20 protein-coding genes are annotated in these 17,510 nt (G+C 60.9%); 11 read left to right on the plus strand and 9 right to left on the minus strand.

Features of this window, described 5'->3' with window-relative positions; all coding sequences use genetic code 11:
- The first annotated feature begins 10 nt into the window (after nt 1–10).
- Nucleotides 11–202, plus strand: coding sequence for a DUF1192 domain-containing protein (locus tag C934_RS0122625; RefSeq protein WP_018858872.1), 192 nt, complete (start codon nt 11–13; stop codon nt 200–202).
- Between the two features lie 377 nt (nt 203–579).
- Nucleotides 580–1,095, plus strand: coding sequence for a protease adaptor protein RcdA (gene rcdA / locus C934_RS0122630; RefSeq protein ID WP_018858873.1), 516 nt, complete (start codon nt 580–582; stop codon nt 1,093–1,095).
- A gap of 346 nt (nt 1,096–1,441) precedes the next feature.
- On the opposite strand, the gene C934_RS0122635 is transcribed toward rcdA, so the two are convergent.
- Complete coding sequence (locus tag C934_RS0122635; RefSeq protein ID WP_018858874.1) at nt 1,442–1,924, minus strand: RidA family protein; 483 nt, start codon at nt 1,922–1,924, stop codon at nt 1,442–1,444.
- 19 nt (nt 1,925–1,943) lie between these two features.
- Nucleotides 1,944–2,378, minus strand: a complete 435-nt coding sequence (locus tag C934_RS0122640; protein ID WP_025660882.1) for a cupin domain-containing protein — start codon at nt 2,376–2,378, stop codon at nt 1,944–1,946.
- Nucleotides 2,379–2,496: 118 nt separating this feature from the next.
- On the opposite strand from C934_RS0122640, the gene C934_RS0122645 reads away from it, so the two are divergent.
- Both C934_RS0122645 and C934_RS0122650 read left to right on the plus strand, forming a co-directional pair.
- Entirely contained in the window at nt 2,497–4,071 is a 1,575-nt protein-coding gene (locus C934_RS0122645; RefSeq protein ID WP_018858876.1) for a winged helix-turn-helix domain-containing tetratricopeptide repeat protein, read from the plus strand.
- A gap of 4 nt (nt 4,072–4,075) precedes the next feature.
- A complete protein-coding gene (locus C934_RS0122650) occupies nt 4,076–4,315 on the plus strand; it encodes a hypothetical protein (protein ID WP_018858877.1) in 240 nt (79 codons plus the stop codon).
- A gap of 62 nt (nt 4,316–4,377) precedes the next feature.
- On the opposite strand, the gene rpmE is transcribed toward C934_RS0122650, so the two are convergent.
- Nucleotides 4,378–4,599, minus strand: coding sequence for a 50S ribosomal protein L31 (gene rpmE, locus C934_RS0122655; protein WP_007527409.1), 222 nt, complete (start codon nt 4,597–4,599; stop codon nt 4,378–4,380).
- A 193-nt stretch (nt 4,600–4,792) separates the two neighbouring features.
- On the opposite strand from rpmE, the gene C934_RS0122660 reads away from it, so the two are divergent.
- The 3 genes from C934_RS0122660 to C934_RS0122675 all read left to right on the plus strand — a co-directional run bounded on the left by C934_RS0122660 (nt 4,793) and on the right by C934_RS0122675 (nt 7,526).
- Nucleotides 4,793–6,595 carry an ABC transporter transmembrane domain-containing protein gene (locus C934_RS0122660; RefSeq protein ID WP_026372007.1) on the plus strand — a complete coding sequence of 601 codons (1,803 nt, stop codon included), beginning with the start codon at nt 4,793–4,795 and terminating at the stop codon, nt 6,593–6,595.
- A gap of 149 nt (nt 6,596–6,744) precedes the next feature.
- On the plus strand, nt 6,745–7,092 hold the full coding sequence (locus C934_RS0122665; RefSeq protein WP_018858879.1) for a hypothetical protein: 348 nt from the start codon (nt 6,745–6,747) through the stop codon (nt 7,090–7,092).
- A gap of 245 nt (nt 7,093–7,337) precedes the next feature.
- On the plus strand, nt 7,338–7,526 hold the full coding sequence (locus C934_RS0122675) for a YegP family protein (protein WP_018858881.1): 189 nt from the start codon (nt 7,338–7,340) through the stop codon (nt 7,524–7,526).
- Nucleotides 7,527–7,556: 30 nt separating this feature from the next.
- Here C934_RS0122675 and C934_RS0122680 read toward each other — a convergent pair whose 3' ends face one another.
- A complete protein-coding gene (locus tag C934_RS0122680; RefSeq protein ID WP_018858882.1) occupies nt 7,557–9,197 on the minus strand; it encodes an FAD-binding dehydrogenase in 1,641 nt (546 codons plus the stop codon).
- Between the two features lie 221 nt (nt 9,198–9,418).
- On the opposite strand from C934_RS0122680, the gene C934_RS0122685 reads away from it, so the two are divergent.
- Nucleotides 9,419–9,757 (plus strand): YciI family protein, encoded by a 339-nt coding sequence (locus tag C934_RS0122685; RefSeq protein WP_018858883.1) that lies wholly within the window; start codon nt 9,419–9,421, stop codon nt 9,755–9,757.
- Nucleotides 9,758–9,764: 7 nt separating this feature from the next.
- Nucleotides 9,765–11,015, plus strand: coding sequence for an RNA polymerase sigma factor (locus tag C934_RS0122690; protein WP_018858884.1), 1,251 nt, complete (start codon nt 9,765–9,767; stop codon nt 11,013–11,015).
- 2 nt (nt 11,016–11,017) lie between these two features.
- Here C934_RS0122690 and C934_RS0122695 read toward each other — a convergent pair whose 3' ends face one another.
- The 3 genes from C934_RS0122695 to C934_RS0122705 all read right to left on the minus strand — a co-directional run bounded on the left by C934_RS0122695 (nt 11,018) and on the right by C934_RS0122705 (nt 14,055).
- Nucleotides 11,018–12,049, minus strand: a complete 1,032-nt coding sequence (locus tag C934_RS0122695; RefSeq protein WP_018858885.1) for a peptidoglycan -binding protein — start codon at nt 12,047–12,049, stop codon at nt 11,018–11,020.
- Between the two features lie 3 nt (nt 12,050–12,052).
- A complete protein-coding gene (locus C934_RS0122700; RefSeq protein WP_018858886.1) occupies nt 12,053–13,153 on the minus strand; it encodes a hypothetical protein in 1,101 nt (366 codons plus the stop codon).
- Between the two features lie 101 nt (nt 13,154–13,254).
- Nucleotides 13,255–14,055 (minus strand): inositol monophosphatase family protein, encoded by an 801-nt coding sequence (locus C934_RS0122705; protein ID WP_018858887.1) that lies wholly within the window; start codon nt 14,053–14,055, stop codon nt 13,255–13,257.
- A 214-nt stretch (nt 14,056–14,269) separates the two neighbouring features.
- Here C934_RS0122705 and C934_RS0122710 point away from each other — a divergent pair, with 214 nt between their 5' ends.
- Nucleotides 14,270–14,848 carry a TetR/AcrR family transcriptional regulator gene (locus C934_RS0122710; protein WP_018858888.1) on the plus strand — a complete coding sequence of 193 codons (579 nt, stop codon included), beginning with the start codon at nt 14,270–14,272 and terminating at the stop codon, nt 14,846–14,848.
- A 71-nt stretch (nt 14,849–14,919) separates the two neighbouring features.
- A complete protein-coding gene (locus C934_RS0122715; RefSeq protein ID WP_018858889.1) occupies nt 14,920–15,660 on the plus strand; it encodes a 3-oxoacyl-ACP reductase family protein in 741 nt (246 codons plus the stop codon).
- 56 nt (nt 15,661–15,716) lie between these two features.
- Here C934_RS0122715 and C934_RS0122720 read toward each other — a convergent pair whose 3' ends face one another.
- Together C934_RS0122720 and C934_RS0122725 are read right to left on the minus strand one after the other, a co-directional pair.
- Nucleotides 15,717–16,799: a tetratricopeptide repeat protein gene (locus C934_RS0122720; protein ID WP_018858890.1), complete on the minus strand. Its 1,083-nt coding sequence runs from the start codon at nt 16,797–16,799 to the stop codon at nt 15,717–15,719.
- Nucleotides 16,800–16,809: 10 nt separating this feature from the next.
- Nucleotides 16,810–17,463, minus strand: a complete 654-nt coding sequence (locus tag C934_RS0122725; protein WP_018858891.1) for a thiamine phosphate synthase — start codon at nt 17,461–17,463, stop codon at nt 16,810–16,812.
- Nucleotides 17,464–17,510 lie beyond the last annotated feature (47 nt).

The following is a 17,510-nucleotide window of genomic DNA, read 5'->3' on the forward strand; positions in this document are numbered from 1 at the left end:
AGGATAGCATATGAGCTTCATCGACGATGACCGGCCGCAGAAGAAGGTTGCCCACGAGATCGGGGCCGACCTCTCCACCCTATCGGTCGACGAGTTGAGAGCGCGCGTGGAGCTGCTCAAGGCGGAAATCGTAAGACTCGAGGCGGAAGCTGCCAGCAAGACATCGACAAGATCAGCGGCGGAGAGCCTCTTCCGCTCGTAATTCGTCGGCTGACTATTGCAGAAAGCTAACGACCGAAGAGTGTTAATCCGAGACAGGTTTAAGCGGCCATTAAGCTTTATAAGGTATTACTGTACTCATCCAGTTCTTCTCTGGATCTCAGACAGTTTTCCATGCGGTGAATTGGTCTGATTTTTCTCCCTGTTTTACCTTGAGAGCCGCTTTTGCGGCTCTTCTTTTTTTATTGCGCTGGGGACCATTTCCATGAAACTGTGGAAGTTAACCCTTTCTTAAGAAACGCCTTGCGCAATTCGGCTAAAGCTACCATCTTAAACGCATAAAGACTGGCCGAGGAAACTTTTTCCCTTCGACTGGCGTTACCTGACCATAAGTAGATGCGTGCAACAGGGACTGTTTAAATGTCAGAGCTTGGATTGAACACGATCAGTTTTGCAGGTCGCGCTGCCGCATCCTCGCAGTTCAAGACACTATATTCGGAAGGCATGTCGCTGGTTGAAGAAACCGCCGCCTATCTCGATGGCCAGGGCCGCGCTGCCTCCAAGGTTCTGCCGCGCATGGCATCCGTCCTCTATGCCGCTGAATCGATGCGCCTGACCACCCGCCTGATGCAGATGGCCTCCTGGCTACTGCTGCAGCGCGCCGTCAACAATGGCGAGATGTCGCGCGATCAGGTTCTGGCCGAGAAGAACAAGGTTCGCCTCGACGGCTTCAACGTCGACCGCAATGCGCCGGGCTGGGGCGATCTGCCGGAATCCTTCCGCGACCTGATCGAACGCTCGTTGCGCCTGCAGAATCGTGTCGCCCTGCTCGATCGCGAAATCTACCGTCCGGCGGAAGCCCCGATCGTTCCCGACAACCAGAACAGCGTACAGGCTCAGCTGAGCCTGCTGCAGACGGCCTTCGGCAACAACTGAACTGCCGCAACCTGAATTCACGAAACCGGCGGCGTCCCGCGCAGCCGGTTTTTCTTTGTGCGCACAACAACCACGCGACTCAACGTAGTGGCGAGGCAGCAAATGCGTTGACGCAAGGAGGGACACCTCCTGCCTCCTTCCGGCCCTTGCGGACCCGCGGGTTCCTGCATGGGAGGCTTTCGTATGCCTGACGGCACCCGAAACACTAAACCATATCGGTCGTGGAGAACAGCTTTGCCCCGTCCGAAAAGCAGACGTTGGCGGCGACGACAGCTGGAGGTCGCGGTTGCGCCATGAACGTCATTCGCGCCGCACCCCGCAAAGGTCGTGAACCGACCCTAAGGGGTCACCCGTCAATTTCCACTTCCGCTTCGCAGTTTACAGGCGCATTCAAAGGGATGGCCATGCCGATGGACGAGCGGGCGTGGGCGCCAACGTCAGGGCCGTACAGCTCCAGTATCAAATCGGAATAACCGTTTGTGACCAGCGGGGTCTCATTGAAACCCGGAGCAACATTCACCATGGCGAAGACGCGCAGCCACGCCGTAACCCGATCGAGGTTTCCGACTGCCCGCTTGAGGCTCGCGAGATGAGCCAGGGCAACGAGCCGCGCTGACGCGTAACCCTGCTCAGGCGAAACCTCGGTCCCGACCTTGCCGAGGGGTTTCGCCAATGTCCCATCCCGGCTGCACGCGACGTGACCCGATATGTCGGCGCGGTTGCCGCGCACCCGGACCCAGGCGAAAGGCATACGCAGCCCCTCGCGAACTTTCAGAGGCTCGGGCAGTTCCAGACCCATAGCGGCCAGACGTTGTTCGATGATCGCCATAGCGCACCTCTGAGCCTGATTAGGGTACGATGTCGTCAAGTTCCGGCATCAGCACGACACTCTCGTTCGCTGCGGGGTCGTTGCGGGCAGCGAGGAACTCGGCGTTTTCCGTGCTGCGGTTCACGGCAAGATGCGGAACGCCGGCCGGAATGAACAGGTAGTCGCCGGGGAGGACCTTTTCGCATCGTTCAAGCTCGGCCCCCGACCAAATCTCGATCTCTTTGCCCGCGGTCATAAGCAGGGCCGTCTCGTGTCCCTGATGGCGATGGGCGCTGGTTCGTCGTCCTGCGGGTAGCGAGATCATCCCGAGCCACAGCATGCTGGATCCGACGCTCTCCGCCGAGACTCCCGAGCGATAGACAGATCCCTGCTCGGCGACATAGCTGTCACTGCCGCGTACGATTTTCGCGGTTGATGCATGAGCATTCTTCGCTTGCATTGTTTCGTTCTCCATCGTTCCCACCACTTCAACTGCTGCATGGAGCTGAATCTGCGCGCGGAGCCGGCGCAAGTCCTGAACGAAGGCCGAAAAATTCCGAAAACTGCGAAATCGGGCGTATCATTCCCAAGTCATGAACACCCAGCACCTTGTATTCGGCCCCTTCGAGTTCATTACCGAGAACGGATGCCTTCTCCGTGATAACAGGCCTGTCGCCATCGGCGCCCGCGGCGCTTCGCTGCTTGCCGTTCTGCTCGCGGCAGATGGGCGCATCGTCGCCAAGTCGGCGCTGATGGATGCTGTTTGGCCGGGCCTCGCCGTCGAGGAGAGTAATCTTTCCGTTCAGATTGCTGCCCTCCGCAAGCTGCTCGGCCCGGCATCAGACGGCGGCGACTGGATCGTTACGGTCCCACGGGTGGGATACAGATTTTCCGGTCCGGTGGAGAGCCGGACCGACGGACCCGGTAGCGAAGGGCATGCGGAGGCGAGATCCAGCCCCGCGATCGCAGTACTGCCTTTCGAGGATCTTGGCGGAGATGCCGAGAGACAATATCTGGCCGACGGTATCGCCGACGACCTGATCGTGGCGCTCGCCCGGTTCCGATGGTTCCGCGTCGCGTCGCGTGGGGCGAGTTTCGCAATGAGGAATGGCCCGAGGGATCCGAAGTCTATCGCGCACGAACTTGGCGTTGATTTTCTGGTGGATGGAGCCATCCGGCATACCTGCGATCGGATGCGGATATCGGTTTACCTTGCCGACGCAATGAAGGATGTCACTGTCTGGTCCGAACATTACGATCTTCAGGTGGCCGAGGTATTTGCAGTGCAGGACGCCATCGCCGAGCGGATTGCAGCGGCGGTCGAGCCGGAACTGCTGTTGCGGCATGGACTTCAGGTTGCTCCGCACACCGGCAACGTGACCGCATGGGACCTTGTACGGCAAGGTACATTCAATTTTCACAAGGTAACGCAGCCAACCCATCTTCTCGCAAGGAGATTCTTCCGGGAGGCCGCGGAGCTCGATCCCATGCTTCCAGAGGCGCAGATCTGGCGGGCACGGGTCAACGCAGGCCTCATCGCCTATGGCTGGACAGAAAATCCCGCCGCGGACGGGAAGGAAGGTCTCGATGCGGCCTTGCGGGCGATATATCTCGACGCCCGAAATCCGTATGCGCACTATGCGCTGGCGATTGTGTCGGCCTACACAGGCAGGGCTGACCAGGCGATCCTCGCAGCCGAGCGGTCCATCGAACTCGGTCCTAGCTTCGCCTTGGGGTATCTCGTCCTCGGCATGGCCCGCCTTTTCGTGGGCGATGCGGCCGGCGCGCGAAAGCCACTGGCTCGGGGCCTCGAACTCAACCCCCATGATCCGCAGAATGCGGCCTGGTTCAGTTTCTTGATGCTTGCGCTGTTCTTTTCGGGCGACGTCGAGGGCGCACTTGACACGGGACGAATGGCGCTAAAGGCGCGGCCTGACTGGCCGGCGCTGCTCCGCATTCAGGCGTGCTGCCACACGGCGTTGGGACATAGTCAGGAGGCTCGCCGTTTCTCCGCCGCTGTAGGCGATCTCCCGGAGCCTGCCGGCGATGCGCTTGGTCCGTTCAGAGATAGCAACAAGGAATGGGCGACCCGTCTCGAGGGCCTGCTGCAAGAGGCAGAACATCAAACGACCGGTTCCGGTCGTAACGCCATCTTTCCTGAAGACTAGGCAAATGACCGCTTTCCACCCTCTCGCGACGTTCCTGCCGAGCGGCGGCAATAACGAAGCAGGTCAGCTCGAGACCTCAATCCGGATCGTTGAATGTCTGCTATCGCTTTTCCCATGCCAGAAACGCGCAGCGGGTTCGTTCTCCGGCCACAAGTCGGTCGCCCGTCACGAGCGTGTCGAAGTCCACTCACGGCGCAAAGCTGCCGTGGTGGATGCTGGAAATCGGCTTGGTGCTATTTCCTGAGCAATTCCACAAAAAAGCCCCGCCGAAGCGGGGCTCTTTCAAACTCTGCCAAGCGACAGCGACTAGAGGCCGAGGCCGCCGAAACGCTTGTTGAACTTGGAAACGCGACCGCCGCGGTCCATGAGTTGCTGGTTGCCACCAGTCCATGCCGGATGCGACTTGGAGTCGATTTCGAGGTTCATGACTGCGCCTTCAGAACCCCAGGTCGAGCGGGTTTCGTATTCGGTGCCGTCGGTCATGACTACCTTGATCGTGTGGTAGTCGGGATGGATATCTGCCTTCATAACAATCTTCCTGCCATGCAACGTCCAATTTGACGCATATTCGTTGCGACAAGAGGACCGATTGAATAAATGAAGCCGCAGACGCAAAAGGCTACGGCTTCCCATTAGGATGGGCTGCCTATACATGAAGGCCGGCAGGATAACAAGAGCCATCAGCCGCGGATGAGCGGTGTCGAAGGCGATCGGAGACGAATTGGCATACGCAGGGCAACCCGAGGAAAAGAAGTCTCGTTCGCTGAAGCCGCTCGGCAGGTTGACACCCTATGTGATGCACTATCGCGGCATGGTCACAGGGGCGCTTGCCGCCCTGGCACTTGCCGCTGTCACTTCGCTTGCTCTGCCGCTCGCCGTCCGCCGCATGATCGACCATGGCTTCACACAGGCCGACGGCAGTTTCATCAACAGCTATTTCCTGATGCTGATGATCATGGCGATCGTGCTCGCCATCGCGAGCGCCCTTCGCTACTACTTCGTCATCACCCTTGGTGAGCGTGTGGTATCCGATTTGCGCCGCGATGTTTTCAATCACGTCACGCGCCTGTCTCCCTCGTTCTTCGACGTCAACCAGTCCGGCGAGATCGTCTCGCGCCTGACGGCGGACACGACGCAGATCAAGTCGGCTGTCGGCGCGACGGCCTCCGTCGCCCTGCGCAACCTCATTCTCTGTCTCGGCGCGATGGGCATGATGATCGTGACGTCGCCAAAGCTGTCCAGCCTGGTGATCGGTGCGATCCCGTTGATCGTCTTTCCGTTGGTCGGCTTCGGCCGCTCCGTCCGGAAGCGCTCGCGCTCGGCTCAGGATACGCTGGCCGACGCCTCTGCTTTCGCCAACGAAACGATTGCGGCCAGCCGTACCGTCCAGGCCTTCGGGGGCGAGGATGCCGCCGCCTCGCGTTACGGGATGGCCGTCGAAACCGCCTATGACGCTGCCCGGGCCGCAATTCGCTCGCGCGCCCTGCTGACCGGCATCGCCATTACCCTCATCTTCGGCAGCGTCGTCGCCGTTCTCTGGGTCGGCGCCCATAACGTCCTCGCCGGCACGTTGTCGCCAGGCACTCTTGGCCAGTTTCTTCTCTACTCCGTCATTGCCGCAGGCTCGCTCGGCGCACTCTCCGAGGTATGGGGCGAGCTCTCGCAGGCCGCGGGAGCGGCCGATCGGCTGACGGAATTGCTCGACGAGGTTTCCCCGATTTCCGCACCGGCTGCGCCCGTTGCCTTGCCCGCTCCGGCGCAAGGCCGTGTCCAGTTTACCGACGTGCATTTCGCCTATCCCTCACGGCCGGAGCGATCCGCGCTGCATGGCTTGAATTTCGGCGTCGCTCCCGGCGAAACCGTCGCGATCGTTGGCCCCTCCGGCGCCGGAAAAAGCACCGTCTTCTCGCTGCTGCTGCGCTTCTATGACCCGCAGAAGGGCGCCGTGATGATCGACGGAGTGGATGCACGCAGCAGCGACCCCGACGAACTGCGCAAGCGCCTAGCGATCGTGCCCCAGGACGTCACGATCTTTGCGGCTTCCATTCACGACAACATCGCCTTCGGCCGTCCCGAGGCAAGCCGCGAAGAGGTGCGGGCCGCCGCGATCGCTGCACAGGCCGACGAATTCATCGCTCGTTTGGAGAAGGGATACGACACCGAGGTGGGAGAGCGCGGCATCACGCTTTCCGGCGGTCAACGCCAGCGCATCGCCATCGCCCGCGCCATCCTCAAGGACGCACCGGTCCTGCTTCTCGACGAAGCGACGTCGGCCCTGGACGCCGAAAGCGAAACGCTTGTGCAGAAGGCCCTCGACGGGTTGATGACCGGCCGCACCACGCTCGTCATCGCCCATCGCCTCGCGACCGTGCTGAAGGCCGACCGTATCCTCGTCATGGATCAGGGACGCGTTGTCGAAGAGGGAACACATCAGAGCCTCATCAGGGAGGGCGGCATATACGCCAAGCTTGCGAGGCTGCAGTTCGAAACCGGCGCCGGGGACTTTCTCGCCGCTGCAAGATGATTGCCTGACCACACGCTCTTCCTCGACCCCCGGCCTCCGCCGGTTGCAACGGCGTGTAATCTTTGCGTGTATATTGACATAATGCACGCAAAGATTACACCCGATTTATGGGTGAACGCCATGTCGTCGCGTTCTGAGGGGAGGCTCAGTTGAACTCGATAAGCTTTGCCCAGATGCTAGTCGTTCTCGTCGCCGTAGCCGTCGTCATATCGATGCTGCTGTGCTATCGCTCGCTGCGGGAGGCCCGGGATTGGTCGCTCACCGATGCCTTGTCGGAGGAAGTCGCCTTGACTAAGACTGATACGGCCGGAAACGCCATTGATGCCGCCGGCAATGCGCTCGCAGCAGGGCAAGTCCCTCTCACCGTCACGATGATGAAGGCGAGCTCGAGCCGCTTTATCGCGCTTGTCGGAACCGTCGCGATCCTGATGCTCTATGTCGGCTTTGGCCTTGCCTCCTCCATCGCTTCGCCAGCGGCAACGAGATCCCCGATATGACGAAGGGCGCCAACTTCTTCTATTCCGGCCTGGTGCTCTTTGCGCCCTACCTGATCAACAAGTTTTCGTCGGTCTTCTCGATCTTCAAACCGTAAGACCTATACATCAGGGGCGTATGTCGTCCCTGACGGCCCGTCAGTCGCGTCGGTTGCAAAGCGCGCAAATATCCCGATGGAATAGTTGCGTTTTTTGTTCTAGGCTGCACCTGCAGATAGGACAACATCCTGATTCCGGGAGAAAAATCGATGTATAAGTTCGAAGTTTACAAGGACAAGGCTGGCGAGTTCCGTTTCCGTTTCAAAGCTCCGAATGGCGAAGCCATGTTCGGCTCCGAAGGCTATAAAGCCAAGGCATCGGCGCTCAGCGCCATCGAATCCATCAAGAAGAATTCTCCCGGCGCAGAAGTCGTCGACACGACGAAGGCTGAGGCCTGATCACATAAGGCGGCGCCACAAACGCCGCCTTTAAACTGCCCGCCCGGCTACCCTGGCGGAAAAGATGCAGCCGCCGAGGAAGGTTCCCTCGAGCGCATTGTATCCGTGCATACCTCCACCACCAAAACCCGCCACTTCACCCGCCGCATAAAGCCCCGGAACCGGATCGCCACCATGGCCGATCACGCGCGCGGATAGATCCGTCTCCAGACCACCGAGCGACTTGCGTGTCAGGATGTGCAGCCGCACGGCAATGAGCGGCCCGGCCCTGGGGTCAAGCAGTGCATGCGGCCTGGCCGTCCGCATCAAGCGATCCCCGAGATAGCGCCGCGCCCCTCGAATGGCGACCACCTGTGCGTCCTTGGCAAAGGGATTGGCGATCTCCCTGTCGCGCGCCTCGATCTGCGTCCTGAGGCGGCTCGCATCCACACGTTTTTCACCCGTCAACCCGTTCATGCCGTCGACAAGCGATTCCAGCGTGTCGCGAACGACGAAATCCTCGCCTTTGTCCATGAACGCACGAACCGGCCCCGGCGGCTCCTTGCCCAACCGCTTGAGAAGCAGGCGGATATCCTTGCCCGTGATATCGGGATTCTGCTCGGAACCGGAAAGGGCAAACTCCTTCTTGATGATTGCCTTGGTCAGGATGAACCAGCTGTGGTCCTGCCCGGTTGCGCAGATCGCCTTCAGAGTCCCCAGCGTATCGAAGCCGGGCATCGCTGGCGGAGTAAAGCGGTTACCCCAGGCGTCGCACCAGAAGGAGGAGGGACCCGGCAGGATGCGTATGCCGTGATTGCGCCAGATCGGGTCCCAATTCCTCACGCCCTCCGTGTAGTGCCACATCCGATCCGAATTGATCTCCCGCCCGCCAGCACGCTCGGCGATCTCGATCATTCGACCGTCTACATGGGCGGGCACGCCGGCGACCATTTCGGCCGGGGGCCGCCCCAACCTATCGACCGGCCATCTCCGGCGCACCGCGTCGTGATTACCCCCGATACCCCCTGATGTGACGATCGTCGCGCCGGCCCGAACCTCGAAGAGCGCCGAAAACATACGGTTTGTCTCCCGCCCTCGCACGGAAGCATCGGGCTGAAGGACCGAGCCGCGGGCGCCGCAGACGACGCCGTCCTGAACGAGAAGATCATCCACCTGATGCCGGAACAGAAGCGTAACAAGGCCCTTCGCTTCCGCTTCGCGCACGCGGCGAACAAAGGGGGCAAGCACAGCCGGCCCGGTTCCCCAGGTCACATGAAAGCGCGGTACGGAGTTTCCGTGGCCGTGCGCCAAGCCGCCTCCCCGCTCGGCCCAACCGACCACCGGGAACCAGCGCATTCCCTGCTGATAAAGCCATGAACGCTTTTCGCCTGCGGCGAACTCCAGATAGGCCTCTGCCCAGCGACGCGGCCAATAGTCTTCCGGCCTGTCGAATGACGCGGACCCCATCCAGTCCTGTCGCGCCAGGCCGAGGTTGTCGCGAATGCCCAGCAGCCGCTGTTCAGGGCTGTCGACGAAGAACAGCCCGCCCAGAGACCAGAATGCCTGCCCACCGACGCTCTGTTCGCCCTCCTGCTCGACGATGCAGACCTTCCGTCCGCGCTCCGCTGCCTCCGCCGCCGCCACAAGCCCGGCAAGTCCTGCGCCGATGACCAGCACATCACATTCAATCAAAGCATTCTCCCCCAAACGACACGAGCCTACGCGGAGCCCCGCCCGGCGACAACGCCACTTTTCCGCCGTGAAATTTTTTTGGCCGGATGTCGAAATGAGCCAACGCCGAGTCTCATTCTCTCGGAACGGTCTACCGCCGATCCCCCAAGCGTTGCAGCATTCTGCTTTTGGTTCTTAGATGCCTGCACGCCGGTCAACACAACCATTCTGGAGGAATACACATGCAATACGCGCTCATCGTTCGCGAATCGTCGCGGGATTTTTCCCGCCGCGCCGATCCCACCTACCGCGACGGCTGGATCGCCTACACGCAGGCTCTGATCCAAGCCGGCATCATGACCGGCGGCGCCGGCCTGACCGCGCCCGAAACCGGCACGGTGGTGCGGCGCAAGGGCGAGGACCACGACGTGCAGGATGGTCCATACCCTGAGGGCAAGGAGCAGTTGGGAGGCTTCTATCTGATCGACGTACCGGACTTCGATACGGCGCTCGAATGGGCGACCCGGGTTCCGGTCTCCGCAGAAGGTTCGGTCGAAGTGCGCCCTCGCCTTCAGATGTGAGGCGGACATGACGGTCGAAGCCGAACGCGTCGCCGAAAGGGTGGCGCGTCAATCCTATGGCAAGCTGGTCGCCTTCCTGGCGGCCCGCTCCCGCGATCTGCCGGCCGCCGAGGATGCGTTGTCACAAGCGCTCGTCGATGCTCTGCGGGTCTGGCCGGAACGCGGCATCCCCGACAGGCCGGAGGCGTGGGTGCTGGTCGCTGCGCGGCGCAACCTCATGCGAGCTGCACGCCATCGATCCGTTCGCGAGAATGCGCGACCAACGATCGTCCTGGTCTTCGAGGAGGCCGAGGCGAGGATGAATGAAGTGGCCACCGACGCGTTGCCCGACGAACGCCTGAAGCTGCTTTTCGCCTGCACTCATCCGCAAATCGACAAAGGCATTCACACGCCGCTGATGCTGCAAGTCGTGTTGGGCATCGACGCAAAAGCAATCGCGCAGGCCTTCGTGGTTTCGCCTGCCGCCATGGGCCAGCGGTTGGTCCGGGCCAAGGCGAACATTCGCGATACCGGCATCGGGTTTGCCATACCCGATCGACACTCGCTGCCCGAGCGTCTGTCCGCCGTTCTTTCCGCAATCTACGCGGCCTACGGGCTTGGTTGGGACAATCTCGATGGCGCCGATGGCGGTCGCAGTGGCCTTTCCAGCGAAGCCATCTGGCTCTGCCGGGCGCTGCTTTCAATGCTTCCCGAAGAGCCAGAGGTGATCGGTTTGCTTGCCCTGATGCTCTATTGCGAGGGTCGACGTGCCGCGCGGCACAATGCCGAGGGCGAGTACATCGCGCTCGACAAGCAGTCGACGGATCGCTGGAATGCGATCATGCTCGCCGAAGCCGACACGCTGCTCCGCAAGGCCGGCGCCGCCAACCGCTTCGGTCCGTTCCAGTGCATGGCCGCCATTCAATCCGTTCATGCCGCCCGCCGGCTGACAGGCCTGACGGACTGGGACGCTCTCGTGGTCTTGTATGATGCGCTGCTGATGATGCAGCCGACGATCGGCGCCCGCGTCAGCCGTGCCGCCGTCCTCGGTCGCACGAAGGGACCCAAAGCTGGGCTGGCGTCTCTCGACGCCATGGACGCAAAGGAAATCAGAGCCTACCAGCCCTATTGGGCCGTTCGCGCGCACTTGCTGACGGAAGTTGGAGACTATCCGGCGGCAGAGGCCGCCTACCTTTCGGCAATCGGCCTCAGCGACAGCCCGGCGGTGCGCTGTTTCCTGATGGATCGCCTCACCGACGTTCGGTCGGGCGTCGCGTAACCCTACTTCTCGGTCAGCTTGAGCTCGATACGACGGTTGGTTGCGCGCGCCTCGGGCGTGTCGCCTGGTGCGATCGGCTGGAACTCGCCGAAGCCGGCGGCGACGAGACGGTCGGCCGGCACGCCGTGGGAAATCAGGAACTTGACGACCGAGATCGCACGTGCGGACGACAGCTGCCAGTTATCGACATATCGTCCGGTGCCCGCGAGCGGCACATTGTCCGTATGCCCATCGACACGCAGTACCCAGTTGATCTCAGGCGGAATTTCCTTGGCAACGTCGAGGAGCGCCGTCGCAAGCTTTGCCATCTCGACCTGCCCGTCCGGATTGAGATCCGCACTGCCCGAGGGAAACAGCACTTCCGACTGGAAGACGAAGCGGTCGCCGACAATCCTGATATTCTCGCGGTCGGACAGGATCTCGCGCAGGCGCCCGAAGAAGTCTGACCGGTAGCGGTTGAGCTCCTGCACGCGTTGCGCAAGAGCGACGTTCAGGCGCCGTCCGAGATCGGCGATCTTCGCCTGCGAACTCTGATCCTTCTGCTCGGAAGCCTGCAGAGCAGCTTCGACAGCGGCGATCTGGCTGCGCAAGGCGGCGATCTGCTGGTTGAGAAGCTCGACCTGGCTCATCGCCCGGTCACTCATCTGCTTCTGTTCGTCGAGTTCCTTCGTCAGGTTGCCGACACGTGCTTCCGCAGCGCTTTGTCCGCCCGACCCAGCATCAAGGAGCGACTTCAGGCGGGATCTTTCGCTCTCGGCGGACGCTAGGGAGGCCTGCAGATTGGCGACGCTATCCTCGAGGTCCTGCTTGCTTCCCTTCTCCAGGGCGAGAAGCTGCGTCAATTCGTTGATCTGGCTGTTCAGCCGATTCAACACCTCGTCCCGGCCCGTAATCTCACGGCTCAGGATATATTGTCCGACCACGAAGACGGTCAGCACGAACATGATGGAGATCAGCAGTGTCGATAGTGCATCAACGAAACCTGGCCAGTAGTCCACCGCGCGTTGGGGGCGACGATTGCGGGCAAGAGCCATGGCTTACTTGCCCTCGGTCTTTTCGGGTTGCTGCATGCGTTGAGAGCGTTCGCCTGAGCCGTGCTTTTCCTGCGAGCCGATCCTCTCAGCCAGGCGATCGAGCGTGCGCCGCATCGCCTTCGTCTCGTCCTGCTGCGCCTCGATCCAGTCGCGAAGCATCTGCTGTTCATTGCGCATGTTCTTGACTAGGCCCTGAATGCCTTCGGCAAGGTTTGCCATTGCCGCAACCGACCTCTGGGTGCCGCCGCTGCCTTCCTCTGAGATCCGGCGCATATATTCGGAGAGCGCCCGAACGTCGTCCGGTGAGACCGCCGAGTTGGGATTGATGGTCGGGATCGCCACATCGGAGCCGACGTCGGTCACTGACGAAAGCCAGTTCTCCAGCTCCATGTAGAAGCGGTTCTGAGCACGGCCTGCCTGCAGATCAAGGAAACCCAAGATGAGCGAGCCGGACAAGCCAAGCAGCGACGACGAGAATGCCTGGCCCATGCCCGAAAGCGGCATCGAAAGCCCCTCCTTCAGCGCTCCGAGAACATCGGTCGAACCGTTCGAACCCGCGTCGAGCGTCTGAATAACCGAGCTGATCGAACCGATCGTGCCGATAAGACCCCAGAACGTACCAAGCAGGCCGAGAAAGACGAGGAGGCCGATCAGGTAGCGCGACACGTCGCGCGATTCATCGAGGCGGTTGGCAATGGAATCGAGAATGGACCGAAACGCCGCCGTCGAGATTCCCGCCGAAGCGCTGCGGCTGCCGATCAGAGTCCGCATCGGAGCAAGCAGCTTCGGATTGCGGCCGACCTTGTCGGCGCTGCCTGCAGCGCGGAACGAATTGAACCACCGTACTTCCGGGCGCAACGACAGCACATGGCTGAAGACGAGGATGATACCGACCGCCAATACGCCGAGGATCAAACCGTTAAGGCCCGGATTGTGCATGAAAGCGGTCTGCGTCTGCCGGAAAAGAATGGCTGCGATGAACCCGACGATGATCAGAAACAGCACCATCGTCCAAAGAAACGGCATCGGACTGGAAAGTTTATAGCTGTAATTACCCGTGGTTTTTTCGGTCGAGCCGAACTCAGCCACATTCACATTTTCCATAGGTTCCGCAGCCTCCGGATTCATTTCAGCCGGAGACTAGAGCAACATTGTGCCGAATTGAAGTATGCGCGGAACGAAAACCGTGCCTTTACAACAGCGATTTACCGAGCCGGGATCGGGCGCTTGGCGACTTCAAGCAATGCCTTCTGGATATACTCGTTGCCTGCAACCACCGAGCCCGTCTCGAGAATGGACGAGCCGCCTTCCCAATCGGACACGTAGCCGCCGGCTTCGCGGATGAGCAGGATGCCCGCAGCGATATCCCAGGCCGACAACGCAGTTTCCCAATAGCCATCAAACCGACCGGCAGCCACATAGGCGAGATCGAGCGACGCCGCGCCCATGCGACGAATCCCGGCAACTTCGCCCATGACGTGCCGGAGTTCAACGAGGAACTTGCCGTGGTTTCCGCGGCCGAGGTGCGGTACGCCGCAGGCAATGACGGAATCAGACAGCACGCGGCGTGCGCCGACACGCAGACGGCGATCGTTCAGGAAGGCGCCGCCGCCGCGTTCAGCGGTGTAGAGTTCGTCCGTCGCAGGATTGAAGACGACACCAGCCACGATTTCATTGTTGCGCTCGAGCGCGATCGATACCGCAAACATCGGGATGCCGTGCAGGAAGTTTGTCGTGCCGTCGAGCGGATCGACGATCCAGCGATGCGCTCCGTCCGTGCCCTTGATTTCCTCGCTCTCTTCGCCGAGGAAGCCATAGGTCGGGCGGGCCTTCAGCAGTTCGTCCTTAACGATCTTTTCGGCCTTGCGGTCGGCATTCGAGACGAAATCGCCCGGGCCTTTCACCGAGACCTGCAGGTTCTGCACTTCCCCGAAATCACGTCCCAGCGACTTGCCTGCCTTGATGGCAGCCTGAACCATGACATTGAGGAGAGCTGAACGAGCCATGTGAGCACTTTTCCTTGAGCGGTAAACGGTATGCGCTGTCAGGGTGGGAAAGGTCCCTGATCGCCGGAGAAGGCGGCGCTCGATAAGATTGGCGGCCTCAAGACCACAAAATCGGGAAAATTTCAAGAGGAGACCGTAGAACCACGACGCCGACGGAGAAATGCGACTCAAATATTTCTGGACAGATTGATCCGGAATTGCTATTTGCGTGTCCATGGCAAGGCACAAGGAATTCGACAAAGACAATGCTCTCGACGCTGCGATCGGCGTCTTCTCCCAGCATGGCTATGAGGGCAGCTCCACCGACACCCTGCTTGCGGCGATGAAGATCAGCCGGCAGAGCATGTATGATACCTTCGGCGACAAGCGCAGTCTCTACCTCCAGGCTCTGAAGCGTTACAATACCGACAGTATTCTGCGCATCATCGCGGACATGCAAAACGGCGCGCAACCGCTTGATGCCCTGGAGGCTGCCCTGTTCGCCTTCGCATCTCGACCTGCCTCGGAGGCGTCGAAGGGCTGCCTCGGCGTCAGCGCGATTTGCGAGTTTGGCCGCACCGACGCAGATGTGGCGACCTTGACTGACAGCGCCTCGGCAATGCTTGCCAAGGCAATCTTCACGCTGCTGAAGGATGGCCAGAGGAAAGGCCAGCTATCGGCGGAAATCGATCCCGAAACCGCCACCCAGTTTCTCGGTGCCACCCTATCCGGCATGAAAGTCAGCGCCCGCAACGGCGCAAGCCCCGAAACCCTGCGCACCATCGCCAGTCTCGCAATCCGCAGCCTTCGATAACAGCCCAATCGAAGAGCGCTGATTTTCCGCACCCTATTCTAGATTAAACAGTCCAATAAGGAGAAATGAAAATGACGAAACCACTTGAAGGAAAGGTCGCAATCGTGACCGGCGGCTCACGCGGCATCGGCGCGGCGATCGTTCGCAGGCTGGCGATGGATGGCGCCACAGTCGCCTTCACCTTTGCCAATTCCAAGGAGAAAGCTGAAGCAATCAAAGCTGAGATCGAGTTGAAGGACGGCAGGGCACTTGCCATTCAAGCCGACAGCGCGGATGCCGCAGCACTGCAGCGAGCCATCGACAAGGCTGCCGATCACTTTGGCTCCATCGACATTCTCGTCAACAACGCAGGAATCCTGTTGCTGAATAACTTGGAAACCTTCCCTCTGGAGGACTTCGACCGCATGTTCGCCGTCAATGTGCGGGCCGTCTTTGCCGGCACGCAGGCCGCAGCGAAACATATGCATGAAGGCGGTCGGATCATCACCATCGGCAGCGTGACCGCGGAACGCAGCGGCTTTCCGACATCCGCTGTCTACAGCATGACCAAGGGCGCAGTCGCTGCGATGATGCGCGGCCTCGCGCGCGATCTCGGCCCGCGCGGCATTACCGTCAACACGATCCAGCCCGGACCTACCGAGACGGACATGAATACCGATCCGCATGCCAATGAGATGTTGAAGGGGTTGATTGCCCTCGGTCGCATGGGAAAAGACCGCGAGATTGCAAGCCTTGCGGCCTATCTCGCAAGTTCAGAAGCGTCCTTCATCACCGGCGCCAGCCTGACGATCGACGGCGGCTATCTCGCCTGAGACAGAAAGCCGGCGGCACGAGCCGCCGGTCCATTCAGAGCCTTTCAGGGGTTAAATCACTGAAGGCGGCGGAATTTGTTGGCAGCATCGATGGCCGCCTTCTGCTGGTCGTCCTCAATGCCGAGATAGAAGTCTTCAAGTTCCGGGTCGGGCAGACCGGCGCGGCGCGACAGGACATACCATTTCGCGGCCTCGACAGGATCCGGCTTGGTTCCAAGCGCGTTGATATAGAGGTGCGCGAGCTTGTTCTGCGCAACGACGTTGCCACGATTGGCGGCAAGCCTCAGCCACTGGAAACCCTTGACGAAATCGCGCGGGCCGTTTTGACCGTTGACCAGCCAGATGCCAAGATCGACTTGGGCGGTGTCGAAGCCGGCATGCGCAGCACGTGCCATCCATTCGCGCGCCAGCTGCTTCTTTTCCTCCGGCAAGTCGGGCAGCGAGGCGTAAATCTCCGCCACCGCATACTGCGCGTCGGCGATGCCCTGTTCGGCAGACTTCTCATAATAAGGCAGGGCAAGCTTCAATCCCTTGTCGCCGGGATTGTCGGTCGTGAGGATCTGGCCCCAGTTGAATTGCGCCGAAGCATTTCCGCCATCGGCCGCCTTGTGCATGTATTCGTCGGCCTTGGCCTTGTCACGCTTGACGTACCGGCCCTCGATCAGCATCAGCGCGTATTTGAACATTGCTGCAGCGTCGCCGCCTTCCGCACCCTTGCTGTACCAGAAGGCCGCGTTCTTCATGTCGCGTTTGACGCCCAGCCCGTCCGCCAGAAGCTCACCCATAAGCGTCTGCGCTGCCGGATCGCCGAGTTGTGCCCGGGCCAGAGCCTTTTCCATCGCCGTCAGATAGTAGCCGCGCTGATAGGCGCCGTAGGCCTCATCGACAACGCCCTTATAATCCTTTTCCGGCGGCAGGTCCGGCAACTTCGCGCCCATGCGGTCGAAAACGCCAACGCCCGTCGAGGGTCCCGTGCCATCGGTCTGCGGCCGCCCGGCTTTGAGCGACTCTGGGGCGGTCGCCAGTGGCCGTGTCACGACATTGTCGACAACCTGGGCCGAAGCGCCATGGGTAAATCCCACCAAAATGGCGACAGTAAAGGCAGCGGACAGGCGCAGATGACGGGCTAGGATCGGCATGAGCGCGATATCAATCCTCAAACCGTGGCGCTTTTTCGTCCAAGAGCGCATTGATCTCGGCGACGATGGACGGCGCAAGCCCGGCGTCCGCGAAAACCGCCAGCCGCAGCGCGACGAACTCCGCGCCGGTTTCGGCAACGGCCAGTGCGGAAGCTGGATCCGTACCGCCCATCACGATGCACGGGATCTCGATCATCGAAGCCCACCACTCGCCGAGCGCGAGGTTCTTGGGGTGCGCCTCCGGCTTGATGTCGCCGTCGAGCTTGCCGAAGAAGATGTAGTCCGGTCGCTCCTCGCCGATCTCAAGCGCATGGTGGCGATCAGCGGCATTGCCGCCGCCGACGATCAGCTTGTCGGCATACTTGTCGATCGCTTCGGAAATTTCGCTCGCCGGACCGGTCAGATGCAGGCCATCCGCCTTGCTGCGCCCGACGACGCGGCTGTCGCCCGCTAGCAGTGCGGCCGCACCTGACTCCTGAATGATGGGAACCAGCTTCTCGGCGTGCTTCTGGAACTCGCCGTCATTGAGGCTGTATTGCGGTACGATCACCGAGGCGACATCACCGCCCTTCAAGGCGTCGCCGACGATCTTCGCCTGCTCGTCGACATCGGCAATGTCGGGCGCGATCAGAACTAGGCGGCAGCGGTTTTCCGGTTCGGTCATGAACTCTTTCCATTTACAGCAGGACAGGTCGTTTTGCGGCCTATCTG

Origin of the sequence: Rhizobium sp. 42MFCr.1 (assembly GCF_000377185.1) — a bacterium.
Classification (GTDB): Bacteria; Pseudomonadota; Alphaproteobacteria; order Rhizobiales; family Rhizobiaceae; genus Rhizobium; species Rhizobium altiplani.